Genomic DNA, 13,347 nt, shown 5'->3' with positions numbered 1-13,347 from the left:
GCTCCATATGATGCTATGATGTATCAATACCGAACACATGTACGTGTTTATCCGCGTAAGTGGCTTAGACACCAGAGCACAAAGGAGCGCCATGCGTCTTCTGCACATCTCGGACCTGCACATCGGAAAGCAAGTCAACGAATTTCCCATGCTCGACGACCAGCGCTTCATGCTCGAGCGCATCCTCGACATCATCCGCACACGCAAAATAGACGCCCTGCTCATCGCGGGCGATATTTACGACCGGTCCGCCCCGAGCGCAGACGCGGTGGCATGCGTCGACTGGTTCCTATCCGCCGTCGCAAAGACGGGCGCCGCATGCATCGCCATCCCGGGCAATCACGATTCGGCCGAGCGCGTGGCCTACGCATCGGACCTGCTCGCGAAAAACGGCATCCATCTTTCGCCGGCATACAACGGCGAAATCGCGCACGTCGCCCTCGAAGACGAGCACGGCCCCGTCATGTTCTGGCTTTTTCCCTTCTTGAAGCCCGCCCTCGTGCGTCCCTTCTTCCCCGATGAAGAAATCGTCACCTACACCGATGCCTTGCGCCTCGTTGCCGACTCCTGTCCCCTCGATTCCAGCATGCGCAACGTGGCGCTGACCCACCAGTTCATCACGTACGGAGGAACCCAGCCCGACCGAACCGATTCCGAGCTTTCGCTCGGGGGCGTAGACAACGTGGACGTGAGCGTCTTTAATGCGTTCGACTACGTTGCCATCGGGCATGTCCATCGGCCCCAACGCATCGGACACGACACCGCACGTTACAGCGGAAGCATCCTGAAATACTCCGCCTCCGAAATCGACTACCCGAAATCGGCGCCGCTCATCACGCTTGGGGCAAAGGGGTCGGTAGATATAGAACTCATCCCCCTCGAGCCCCTTCACGATATGCGCCAAGTCCGTGGCCCTTTGGCAGAGCTCGTGTCCGATGAGACGACCGCCGATCTTTCGCAGAGCGATCGTGAAGATTACCTGCACGTTGTGCTCACCGACGCATTTCCCCCCGTCGATGCGCTTTCCACGCTTCGCAGCGTCTACAAAAACGTCATGAGCATCTCCTACGACAACGCACGCTCTGAAAACAATGCGGTCCATGATACCGAGGAGGAAACCGACCTCGAGCAGCTTTCCCCCATCGAGCTGTTCGCTCGGTTCTACGAAGCCCAGAACGGAAAACCCCTGACGCAAGCCCAAAACAAGCTCGCCGCCAACGCGCTCGAGAACAACGAGGAGGATCGATGAGACCCGTCAAGCTCACCATGAACGCATTCGGTCCCTACGCCAAAACGGCCGAGATAGACTTCACCAGGTTCAAAGACCACGGGCTCTACCTCATCACGGGCGATACGGGCGCAGGCAAGACCACCATCTTCGACGCCATATCGTTCGCCCTGTTCGGCTGCACAAGCGGCGACGACCGCAGCACGAAGACGCTTCGAAGCGACTTCGCCGACCCCGCAGCGGAAACAAGCGTCGAGCTCGAATTCGCTTATCGCGGTTCCCTCTATCGCATATGGCGCTGCCCCGGATACGAACGCGCCAAAAAACGCGGCGAAGGCACTACGACGCAAGCCCCCGAGGCGGTCCTTGAGCGACCGGGGAAAGCGCCCATAACGCGCGTGCGCGACGTTGACGCCGCCGTAAAGGAAATACTCGGCATAGACCGAACGCAGTTCGCCCAAATCGTCATGATCGCACAGGGAGATTTCCGCAAGCTGCTTTCCGCGAGCACCGACGAACGAAGCAGAATATTTCGCACCCTGTTCGACACGGGAAAGTTCCAGGCGTTCCAGCGGCGTCTCGCTGAAGAAAAAAATGCCCTGGAAGCACAGCACAGATCGATCGTGCAGGAAGTGCGCGTTCATGCGGGAAACGCCCGCCTCGAAGCGGAAGCGGCCGAATCGCTCGCAGAGCAGCTTGAGCAGGACACCCTTCAGGCGAATTGGCTGAAAGACACCCTGGAGGAAGCCGTCATTCGCGATCGAGAGCGCCATTCCGCGCAGAAAACGCGCGTTGACGCCGCCAAAAGCCGCAGGGACGCTGCGCTTTCCGCCGCAGACGGCCTCGCTCACCTGGACGCCCTCAAAACGAAAAAAGCCGCAGTAGACCAGCGAGTGAACGATCTCGAGTCCGCCGCCGCCCACGCACGCCGAAAGCTCGACGAGCATACCTTGGGTCAAAGCATCCGAGACGACCTGGCAAACCACGTGGCCGTCGGGCAAAGCGAGCTGCCGCTGTACGAGAAGCTCGAAAAAGACATCCGCCACGCCGAAAACCTGCACGCCGAAGCGCAGGCGGCCGCCTCGAAGGCGAAAGTCGCGCTGGAGCGCGAGGCAGGTCTCAAAGACGAACAGAGCCGCGCAGCGCAAACCATAGCCGATCTGGCACATGCAGAGAAGGCCTATGCGGACGCGCGCCTCGCATGCAAGGACGCAGAAGAAGAGCTCAAGAGCACGGTCGCCCACGTTGCGGCCTGGCAGTCCATGGAGAAAACCGAAAAACAAGCTGTGCAAGCCAGGGCGGAATCGGAGAAACAGCAGCGCGACGCGCAGGCCTCCGAGGCGCAGCGGGCAAAGGCGGCCGAGGCCATCGATAAGGCGGAAGCCGCTCGGGTTGCCCTCTCGGACGCACCCGAGCGCATCGTTCGATACGAGGCGCGCACGCGCGAAATAGAGGAATCCCTCGAACGCCTTCAGGCCGCAGCGCACGCCGAAGAACGCGCCGAGAAAGCCTGCGAGGATGCGCGTCGAAACGCTCGCCAAGCGCTCGAAAACTACGCAAAGGCCAAGGAGGCCTCCGACGAGGCGCACCACGCATGGTCCCAAGCGCAATCCCTCTACCTCGACGGGCAGGCGGGGCTGCTCGCATCCGGCCTTATGCCAGGAAACCCCTGCCCTGTCTGCGGCTCCATCGAGCATCCACGCCCCGCCACAGCGCCCCTTTCCACCCCTTCCAAAGAGCAGGTGGAAGCGCTTCAGCGCGCATGGACGAACGCGACAAAGAAAACAGAAGAGGCATCGCGGCAATCATCGGCGGCGCATGCCGCCGCACAAGAAAAGGAAGAGGCGCTCAAGGCCGTCATAGAGGCAGAAGGCCCTCGCGAGCAACGGGCAGCGCGCATCAGCCAGGAACAAGAAGACCTTGCCGACGCTCGGGCAAAGCTTGCCGCGGCAACCGAAGATTCCGCGAAACTGAAAAAAGCGATCGAGCTGCTGCACGCAGCACAACAGCGCCACAAAGCAGCAGATGAACAGGCAAGACTTCATGCGAGCCAGGCCGCAAGCGCCCTTGCCGAGGCAGAGCGCCACAGCGCAACGGCCCGCACACGGCGCGAGGCCATCCCCTATGAAAGTGCGCAGGAGCTCGAAAAAAAGCACGCCGAAGCACAGCAAGCCCTCGAAACGGCACGGAAGGCCCTCGCTCGCGCACGGGTCGACGCGCAAACGTTGCAGAAAGCCCGAGATGACGAACGGCGCGCATCAGAGCTGCTCGCGCAAGCGCAGTCGGAAGGCGCCGAAGCCAGAAGGCGTGAAGCCGCGCTTCTCGCGCAGGCCGAGTCGGCCGACTCCTCCGCCTCCTCGGCCCGCGCCCGCCTGAAATACGAAAGCAAGGAACAAGCATTGCGCGCAATACAGGATGCGCAGAAGCAGATTGACCTCTTCGACGCGACCCTCGCAAGAATCCGAACATCCCTAGGCGAATCGGAAAAGGAACTCGCAGCGTCACGGGGCGAGGCGGACACGCTCGCCCGCTCGATACGCGAGGCCCCTTCCTACGAGAAAGATCAGGTTGAAGAAGAACGGCGCAATGCGCACGACGCACTCGAGCGCGAAGAGCAAAGCCTCGCGGAAATAGGCGCAGCTCTCTCTGCAAACGAAAAAACGCTCGAGCAGGTACGCCTCCTGGCAAAAAAGGCCGGCGCTGTCGACGAGCGTTACGGGGAAGTGGCAACGCTGGCCGACACCGCCAACGGCAGGCTCGCAGGAAAAGACAAAATCGCATTCGAGACATACGTGCAGAGTATGTATTTCGACCGCATGATAGCGGCAGCAAACCGTCGCCTGCGCGCCATGACGAACGAACGCTACAAGCTTGTCAGAAGACGCGCCGCCATCACGAAAAGCGGACAGAGCGGGCTCGACCTCGACGTCATGGACGCCTACACCGGCAAAATGCGCGATGCATCCTCTCTTTCCGGTGGAGAATCGTTCAAGGCGGCCCTCGCACTCGCCTTGGGGCTCTCAGACGTCGTGCAGGCGCATGCCGGGGGCGTGCAGCTTGACACGATGTTCATAGACGAAGGGTTCGGTTCGCTCGATCAGGAATCGCTGCAGCTTGCCGTCAAGACCCTGACCGAGCTTTCCGGAGGAGACAAGCTCATCGGCATCATCAGCCACGTGGACGAGCTCAAGGAGAGCATCGACCGCAAGATCGTCGTCAAGCGCGGCCGCAATGGCTCGTCGGTCTCCATCGAAGCGTAACGTTTTACGCGCACACGCCTCGAAGGCACGAAAGCCGATGACGGCCGGCGCTTACCGCAGCATAGCGGCCGTCATCGGCGAAGGGCATCAAGCAGCTCTTTCATCTCGCGCTGCACCGCATGCTCAACGTTCGTGCCAATAACCCTTTTCGCAATCTCCTTCACCGCATAGCGGGCGTTTCCCATAGCGCACGACTCCCCCACCATGCGAAGGATTTCGTAATCGTTCATCGAGTCGCCGAACGCCATCACCTCGTCGGGCTTCACGCCGTGCGCGAGCATGACCTGCTCGATGCCTGTGGCCTTTGAAACCCCGCGCTGCATGACGTCGATCCAGTTCGAGCCGGACGGCGCGAAAACGAAATCGTCATCGAGCTCTCGGGAGAGCACGTACGCCATGTCCATGAGCTCATGATCGCAGAATATCGATGCCTTCACGATTGACGTGCTTGCAGGGGGCATATCTTCCATGCGAATGGGATTGGGGAGGTCCTTGTCGAATTCCGCCTTGTAGCAGGAGGGGTCATCGAGCAGATAGCTGTTCGTGCGATCGAACACCACCAGATGAAGACAGCTGAAACGCCTTGTCACGGACAGCAACCGTCGAAGCGCCGCGTGTGAGAAGACCTCGCGATCGACCAGAATTCCGTTCACGACCACTTGAGCCCCGTTCGACGCGACGAAATCCATCGAAGAGGCAACGGGTCCGAAAAACTCCTGAAGCGTGTCGAAGCGTCTGCCCGACGCGGCGCAGAAGCGAACCCCCACGCTTGTAAGGCCCCGAATCAAATCGAAGGTCTCCTGAGGAACACGCGACCTCTCGTCGAGCAGCGTTCCGTCCATATCCGATGCCACGAGTTTAATCATCGGGCTCTCCTTTCCGCGCGAGCCGGCTCGATGAGACCGAGCCTTCCAGCCGCACTTTGCCTTCGGCTTTTCGCCATCCTAGGAAACGAATCCGAAAAAATCGCAAAGCACCGTGCAAGTTGACGCGGATTTGACGCGGCGCGCACGAAGCGTTCACATTCACCGCACAAGCGAAAGGAACACCTCGTGAACGGACGTGTCGTCATCGAGCTCCGGATGAAACGACAACGCCATCTGGTTTCCGTAGCGCACGGCGACGATATCGCCGTGCGCCCGAGCGAGCACCTCGACGCCTTCGCCTACCGCCTCGATGCGCGGAGCGCGCACAAACGTCATCGGAATCTTCCCGCTTTTCGAAGGGTTCTTGCAGCATGCAAACAACCCTTCGGTGCGAAAGCTCCCCAGCTGCCTGCCGTAAGCGTTTCGCCGCACCCTGATCGGCATGGTCGCAAAGCCCCGAGGAGAGCCGCCAGAGCACGAGCCCGACCCTTTCCCCTCGTCGATTCCCTCCGCAAGCAGGATGGCTCCCGCACACGTACCAAGAACCGGCATCCCGCCTTCGATGCGGGCCTTTAAAGGAGCGAGCATGCCAAGGTCTTCAAGCAGTTTCGCCTGGACCGTGCTTTCGCCGCCAGGAAGAATAAGAGCGTCGAACTCCTTGCGCAGATCACCCGCCTCGCGAAGCTCCGTCCAACGCACCCCGAGCTTCGCGAGCACGACTTCATGCTCGGCAAAAGCTCCCTGCAGCGCCAACACGGCCACTCTAGGCGATTCTCCACACCCGGTCGCGCACATTTCTAGATTCCCCTCTGCGCCATGAGCACGTCTATTTCCTGCTCGTTGATTCCAACCATAGCTTCGCCCAAATCTTCGGAAAGACTCGCTATAAGCCGCGCATCCTCGAAGTGGGTAACGGCCTGCACGATTGCCGCCGCACGCTTGGACGGGTTGCCCGATTTGAAGATTCCCGAACCCACAAACACGCCTTCGGCTCCCAACTGCATCATCAGCGCAGCGTCCGCAGGCGTCGCAATGCCGCCTGCTGCGAAGTTGACCACGGGAAGACGGCCCTCGTCATGCACGCGGCGAAGCAAGGCATAAGGAACGCCCAGGCTTTTCGCGTGCTCGAAAAGCTCGTCGTCGACCATGGCAACAACGCGACGAACCTCCGCCATCATGGCGCGCATATGGCGAACCGCCTGTACTACGTCGCCCGTGCCCGGCTCCCCCTTCGTCCTGATCATGGAAGCGCCTTCCGCTACGCGTCGAAGCGCCTCGCCCAAGTCGCGGGCTCCGCAGACGAACGGCACGGCAAAACGCGTCTTGTCTATATGGTGCACATCGTCGGCCGGAGAGAGAACCTCGGATTCGTCCACGTAATCGATGTCGATCGCCTGGAGAACCTGTGCCTCGACGAAATGACCGATGCGGCACTTCGCCATGACGGGAATAGAAACGGCGTCCTGAATGCCTTTGATCATCTTCGGGTCGCTCATGCGGGAAACGCCCCCAGCCGCCCGTATATCGGCAGGGATTCGCTCGAGGGCCATGACCGCGCACGCCCCCGCTTCCTCCGCGATGCGCGCTTGCTCGGGCGACGTAACGTCCATAATCACGCCGCCTTTCAACATGCGGGCCAACGAGCGATTCAAGGAGGCCCGCTCCTTCGCGACCGCCTTATCCTTCAAAGCAACTCCGTGTTCCATAGGGCATTCCTTTCCTTCGAACAAACGCCGCGGGGCATTCCTTTCAGCTGCGTCGCGGCAAGATTGATGTCGATTCGGCAGGATAGTGCCGTTCTGGGTATGGCGGTATATCCAATTTCACTCTTTTTGATAGAATCAGATTAAGACCAGTTTTCTAATAGATAGAGCCAGTTATGTTGACATACAACCTCGACGAAAGAAACGAAGACCCCCTCTACGTCTACCTGTACAAGTGCATCAAAAAAGACATCGAAGACGGCATCGTGCATCCTCACGACAGGCTTCCTTCCAAGCGGACGCTCGCCCGCAATCTCGGGGTCGCCCTCATCACAGTTGAGTCGGCCTACGCCCAGCTTATGGCGGAAGGCTACCTCTACGCCGAGCCTCGCCGCGGGTATTTCGCCTGCGACATCCTCTCCCAACCGCAGCCCCAGAACGCTCGCCGGGATTTTTCAGACTTTGCGACAGGCAAAAATACGCCCTCGACCGCGCCCGAAAAGGATAGAAAAGGTCGTGACCCTCAAGAGGGAAATTCCTCTTCACAGCGGGACTTTACATTGTATAATTTAGAAAAACCAGAGCTATACAATGTAAAGTCTAGGATTCGCTTCAATCTGGCGTCCTTGGAAACGAGCCCCGACTCCTTCCCTTTCAGCACATGGGCCAAAACGTTGCGCGACACCCTTTCTCTCGAGCCTCGTTCAGATTTGGTCTCGGCCCAGGATTGCCAAGGCACCAAACGCCTCAGAGAGGCGATCGCCTGGCACATCCGCTCGGTGCGCGGCCTTGAGGCCGACCCCGACTGCATCGTCGTAGGCGCAGGCGCGCAGGTTCTTTACAACCTCATCATCCAGCTCCTCGAAAGGCCGGAAGCGGTCGCTTTAGAAAACCCAGGCTACGGGCGCCTTGCAAGCATCTACGAGGCCAACGGGATTCGCATATTCCCCATCCCCCTTGATGCGAAGGGCATTTCCTCCGAAGGCCTTCGCGCCTGCGGGGCCGACCTTGCGCATATCACGCCTTCACACCAATTTCCTACGGGAATCGTCATGCCTCCGAGCAGACGTTACGAGCTTTTGGCCTGGGCCACAGAAAAACCGGGGAGATACATCATCGAAGACGACTACGATTGCGAGTTTCGCCTCGCGGGAAAACCCATCCCCTCTCTTTCGGGAATCGACCGGTCCGAGCGCGTCATCTACACGAACACCTTCTCTCAAACGCTCGGTTCGGCCTTCCGCATCGCCTACATGGTGCTTCCCGCGCATCTCGCGCGCGTCTATCGCGAACGCATGGGATTCTATTCCTGCACGGTTCCCGCCATCGATCAGATGGCCCTTGCGCGCTTCATCGAGCAAGGCGATCTTGACCGTCACATCAACCGAACGAAAACGCGATGCAAAGCAGTGCGCAACGCCCTTATCGAAGCTCTCCGACTAACGCCTGCAGGCCCTTATCTTTCCTTCGAAAACATAGATTCAGGGCTTCATTTCCTCATGGAGGTGCACACGCAAAGCCAAGCCTCGCCCGAAGAAAACCGTCCTCAGAACAATTCCGCCTCTTGCACCCTTCTTGAAAACGCCATGGTCGAATCTCTCCTGAAGCAAGACGTAGCCGCAAGGTCGCTTTCTTCCTACCGAATTGGAGCCGACGAAGCGCCCGATTCGAGCAGATGCCGCCTCGTCATAAGCTATGCGGGGCTTTCGAAACGCGATGCGCGGGCTGCCGCGGAAGCCATATCGCGTGCACTCGTTTCGTTCCTTTCCTGATGGCAAAACACCCCGCATTGTGGCAAACGAAGCATCCTCATACTTAAAGTATGACTTTGACCTGGCATTTTGATACCTCACATAAAAATGAGTAGGCGCTTAAAACCAGAGCAATGCCCTAAATATCGCCGTAAATACTCCCTATTGGGGGATTTCAGGGGCTGTTTTCGAACCTATTATGGCAATCGTTCCGAATGACACCCTTCGGACATGCCCCACGCTCGGCTTGCTCTTCCCCATATATACGCAAGCCGACGAATCGGTCCACCAACCTCCTTGCTCGGACCGACGCGGCTCGGCTCGTCTTTCCCCTTTATCTACGAGCCGAAGCCCACAACCGCCCCTTTCCCTTGCAGGCGGTAGAGAAGCCTTGGGCGCTTACCACGCCAAGGCGAAGACGCTTCTCTCCTCTCTAGCGTCTTCTTCCCAAAGAGGCCGGGATGCACGCATATGCATCTCGGCCTGTTTTTTATCCTGGCTCTATGAGCTTGCACGGCGATTTGGGAAAGGGCCCGCGTACTAAGCACGATGCCCCTTCCCGATACGTGATACGTCAGCTGAAACGCGCCGAACAATTGAGCTCTATGAACGACGGAACCTCACCATGGCGCGTGCCGTGAAATACGTCACAAGGAAGTATGCGCCGTACACCGCCAGGAATGCCGCGACGGCGATTACGCTCATCTGGCCGATATCCATGTATCCGAACACCCTCACTACATCGATCACCACTTGCATGGCACACAGCGTATGCGCGACGCCTAGCACAAGCGGGAAGAGGAAGTAGATGCCGATCTGCTTGAAAAGGGCGCCGCTTATCATGGACTCGGGGGCGCCGAGCTTGGCGAGCAGCTCATAGCGGCGCACATTGTTCGAAGCGTCGGTCAGCTGCTGAATCGCAAGGATTGCCGCACAGGCGATTACCAAAACGAAGCCGATATACATGGCCAGATAGCTCACCACGGCCACAAGGCCTTTGCTCTGCGTACGCACGTCAGACGCCGTCTGCACCATCGTCACCGGCCACGTGTTCGTATCCGGAGTGTTTTCGACCTCGTCCATAAAAGCACCGAACGCCTCGGCCTGGCCCGGTTTGCACTGCACGTCGAGCAACGACGAGTAGGGGACCGCGTCAGAAGGGATGCACGAATCGGGAACCACAAGCACACCAGCCCTTTGGGCCACGCCGGTGGTCTCAAGCGTGTCGCGCGAAATCTCGCTTCTCACGCGCAGGTCGCGTCCTTCGTAAGAAAGAACCGGCTGTTTGCTGGCAACCGCTTCGAAATACGGCACGGTCGTGGTGAAGTCGCTCCAAATTAGCGCCTCGTCCTCCCCGAGGGCAACAGGCTCCAGCCCCGCAAGCTCGCGCGCATCGTTGAACTGCGAAACGCCCACTACATCGAGAAACGAGTTCGACTCCATATCGGAAGACATGATGCCGGCGCCTACGTGATCGAAAATCGATTCGCCCGAAGCCTGCCTTACGTCGCCGTACGTGATGCCCGACATGTAGAAATCAACCTGGACGCTGCGATCGACAAGATCGTCCCACGATGCGGCGCCGAGCGCGGCGGCACTGTCGGCAAGCCCAGAGGCCATATCGCGATCGTGCTCTTCGACGAACGCATCGAAACCCTCGGGGACAATCGAGACCATCTCGCCGCTTTCGGGGTCGGGCGTCATATAGCCGGTAATGACGCTTGCGTCATATTTCGTCCCGCTTTCCACCCCCGACGCCATCGCGTTGCAGATGCCTATGCCGCCGCACACGCTGGTGATAGCAAGGAAGAGCGTCAGCGAAATCACGCTCATCGACACGAACGCGGAATTCACACGTGCAGAAAGCTGGCGCAGAAAGAACATGTTCAAGCCACGCAGGTACAGCGGCCTTATCGTCTGGAAAAGGCGGAGCAGAAACCCGGAGAGCGAATAGAAGAACAACACGGTTCCCACGCATACCAGAACCGTCGCACCAATGAACTGCTCATTGACGTTCATGAGGCCGTTGTCCATCAGAAGCTTGTAGGAAATGCCGATGATTACGCACGATACGACGAAAAGAACGAAGGAAAGCGGCAGGCTGCGCAGGGTCAGCACCTCGTTCTTCCGATCGCCATGCAGCAGATCGATAAGCTTCGCCTTGAACAGATAACCCGTATTGAGCGCGACCGTGACGAAGAAAATAACCGCGAAGACAGCAACGGTATAGACGAGCGTTTCCGCGGAGATGGAAAACGCCACGCCTTCCACCGCGGTATCGAACATCGAGGCCGCCACGTTGGAAAGAACCTGGGATATCCCGATGCCCAAGGCAAGCCCCACGACAAGCGAAAGCGCTCCCACGATGCACGTCTCCAGAGCGGAAACCTTGAACAAGTCGCTCTTGCGCATGCCGAGCGTCAGATACAGAGCGAATTCCTTGTTGCGCCTCTTGATGAGGAAACGGTTGGCGTAGATGACAAGAAACGCCAGGATGACCGCGATGAACAGCGAGACGCCGGATATGATCACGCCCAAAAGTTCCACCATCTGCCGCGTGTCCTCGGAGATGCGCGCGACAGCATCCGACCCGGCAACGGAGTTGAATGCGTAGAACACGGCGATGCCCAGCACCAGCGTGAAAAAGTACACGGCGAAATCCTTCGCCGATTTTCGCACATTGGCGAACGCGAGCTTAGCAAGCATGGTCCGCCTCCGATCCGAGCTGGGTGGTTGCGGCGACGATCTTCGCGAAGAACTGCTCGCGCGTGCTCTGCTCGCGACGCAGCTGGCCCCACAGCTTTCCGTCCTTGATAAAGATGATGCGGCTGCACCAGCTGGCGGTAAAGGCGTCGTGGGTCACCATGACAATCGTCGAGCCCAGGCGGTTGAGAAGCTCGAAGGTCTCAAGCAGCTGCCCGGAAGATTTCGAGTCGAGGGCGCCGGTGGGCTCGTCCGCCAAGACGAGGCTCGGACGCGTGATGACCGCACGGGCCGCGGCGGCACGCTGCTTCTGTCCTCCGGATATCTGATACGGGTACTTGTCGAGCACCTCGACGATGGAAAGGCGCGACGCCATGTCTTCCACGCGCGCGGGAATCTCTCTCGAAGGAGCCTTCTGGATGGTGAGCGCAAGGGCGATGTTCTCTCGCACCGTCAATGTGTCAAGTAGGTTCGAATCCTGGAAGACGAACCCCAGCTCGTCGCGGCGAAAGCGCGAAAGCTCCTTGGAAGAAAGCGTCGTTATATCACGTCCCGCCACGCGAATGGAGCCGCTCGTGACCACATCGATCGTGGATATGCAGTTCAAAAGCGTGGATTTGCCCGAACCAGACGGGCCCATAATCCCTACGAACTCGCCTTCGTCCACGAAAAAGCTCACGCCCGCAAGACCGAGCGTCGCCAGCTCGTCCCCGCGCTTCGCGCTGCCGTAGCGTTTCGTGACGTTTTGAACTTCAAGCACATGACCTGCCATGGCTTCCTCCTATCGTTGCGACGGGCAAAACGCACTCGACGCCACGCCCGCCAAGGCGGTGGCCAAGCGAAACGCCCGCATTTCATGACCATTCCATCGTAGAAGCGCCCCCTTGCGCCAACCTTTCCCCAACCTGACGTTTGCCTGACATCGATGCGTCGAATGCTCCACGAACGGCGCTTCGTGCTTTAATGGACGAAGCGCACGCACGCCCGAAAACCGGCGGGTCCAGGCAATGCCGCATGCGCGGCAGACCCGCAGGGTCTTGTGCCCCGCCCGCACGCCGAGCCATGTTCGACGACGCCGCGTACGCAACGAATGCACGACGACATCCTGGAGCGACGATGAGCGACCAAAGCTTGAAAAAACGGAGGATTCTCCTGGTGGACGACGAACCCGAGCTGCGCCGCATGGTGGCGGCCATGCTCGAAGCGGAGGGCTTTTCCCATGTTGCCCAAGCGGCCAACGTGCAGGAAGCGCTTGCCGCATACCGGCAGACAAAGCCCGAGCTTGCCCTGCTCGACGTCATGCTTCCCGACGGCGACGGATTCACGCTGTGCCAATACCTGCGCGCCTTCGAGCCCGACACGCCCCTGCCCGTCATCTTCCTCACGGCGAAAGATGAAACGGACGATCGCCTCGCCGGACTGCGCTGCGGCGCCGACGACTACGTGACGAAACCGTTCAGCCCGCAAGAGCTCATCTTGCGCATGCAGGCAGTACTGCGACGCTGCTATCCGGCCGAGCCCGAAACCGTATACCTGGAAAACGCCACGCTCGACCTCGCGAACGCCGACGTGCTACGCCGCGACACCGGCGAACACCTGACGCTGACGGTTAAGGAGCGGGCGATTCTCGACACGCTCGCCCGCAACGCGAACCGCATCGTGACGACCGACGCCCTGTGCGAAGCCGCCTGGGGCGATTCCTTCGGCTACGCGCAATCGCTCATGACGCATGTGCGCCGTATTCGCGAAAAAATCGAGAAGGACCCCTCCCAGCCCCAATCCCTTGTCACGGCGAAAGGCCTGGGATACAGGCTCAACGTCTTAAAGGATCGCTAG

At 59.5% G+C, this 13,347-nt stretch carries 9 protein-coding genes; 4 read left to right on the top strand and 5 right to left on the bottom strand.

All coding sequences use genetic code 11. The features are described from left to right. The first annotated feature begins 91 nt into the window (after nt 1–91). A complete protein-coding gene (locus tag HMPREF9451_RS02885) occupies nt 92–1,249 on the top strand; it encodes an exonuclease SbcCD subunit D (protein WP_009138802.1) in 1,158 nt (385 codons plus the stop codon). Next, complete coding sequence (locus HMPREF9451_RS02880) at nt 1,246–4,488, top strand: AAA family ATPase (RefSeq protein ID WP_009138801.1); 3,243 nt, start codon at nt 1,246–1,248, stop codon at nt 4,486–4,488. Before HMPREF9451_RS02885 ends, HMPREF9451_RS02880 begins: the two co-directional genes overlap by 4 nt. 71 nt (nt 4,489–4,559) lie before the next feature. Here the strand turns inward: HMPREF9451_RS02880 and HMPREF9451_RS02875 are convergent, their stop codons facing one another. From HMPREF9451_RS02875 to pdxS, 3 genes are all read right to left on the bottom strand, one after another. Further along, nucleotides 4,560–5,354, bottom strand: coding sequence for an HAD family hydrolase (locus tag HMPREF9451_RS02875; protein ID WP_009138800.1), 795 nt, complete (start codon nt 5,352–5,354; stop codon nt 4,560–4,562). 159 nt (nt 5,355–5,513) lie between these two features. Further along, a complete protein-coding gene (gene pdxT / locus HMPREF9451_RS02870; protein ID WP_262361686.1) occupies nt 5,514–6,116 on the bottom strand; it encodes a pyridoxal 5'-phosphate synthase glutaminase subunit PdxT in 603 nt (200 codons plus the stop codon). A gap of 35 nt (nt 6,117–6,151) precedes the next feature. After that, entirely contained in the window at nt 6,152–7,060 is a 909-nt protein-coding gene (gene pdxS, locus HMPREF9451_RS02865; RefSeq protein WP_009138798.1) for a pyridoxal 5'-phosphate synthase lyase subunit PdxS, read from the bottom strand. Nucleotides 7,061–7,233: 173 nt separating this feature from the next. Between pdxS and pdxR the strand changes: the two genes are divergently transcribed. Beyond that, entirely contained in the window at nt 7,234–8,829 is a 1,596-nt protein-coding gene (gene pdxR / locus HMPREF9451_RS02860; RefSeq protein WP_009138797.1) for a MocR-like pyridoxine biosynthesis transcription factor PdxR, read from the top strand. Between the two features lie 582 nt (nt 8,830–9,411). Here pdxR and HMPREF9451_RS02855 read toward each other — a convergent pair. Together HMPREF9451_RS02855 and HMPREF9451_RS02850 are read right to left on the bottom strand one after the other, a co-directional pair. Next, a complete protein-coding gene (locus HMPREF9451_RS02855) occupies nt 9,412–11,514 on the bottom strand; it encodes an FtsX-like permease family protein (RefSeq protein ID WP_009138796.1) in 2,103 nt (700 codons plus the stop codon). Next, nucleotides 11,504–12,283 carry an ABC transporter ATP-binding protein gene (locus tag HMPREF9451_RS02850; RefSeq protein WP_009138795.1) on the bottom strand — a complete coding sequence of 260 codons (780 nt, stop codon included), beginning with the start codon at nt 12,281–12,283 and terminating at the stop codon, nt 11,504–11,506. The genes HMPREF9451_RS02855 and HMPREF9451_RS02850 overlap by 11 nt, the downstream gene beginning before the upstream one ends. 344 nt (nt 12,284–12,627) lie before the next feature. On the opposite strand from HMPREF9451_RS02850, the gene HMPREF9451_RS02845 reads away from it, so the two are divergent. Then, nucleotides 12,628–13,347: a response regulator transcription factor gene (locus tag HMPREF9451_RS02845; protein WP_009138794.1), complete on the top strand. Its 720-nt coding sequence runs from the start codon at nt 12,628–12,630 to the stop codon at nt 13,345–13,347.

The organism is Slackia piriformis YIT 12062, from assembly GCF_000296445.1.
GTDB classification, from domain to species: Bacteria; Actinomycetota; Coriobacteriia; order Coriobacteriales; family Eggerthellaceae; genus Slackia; species Slackia piriformis.
This window is presented reverse-complemented; position numbering and strand designations above follow the sequence as displayed.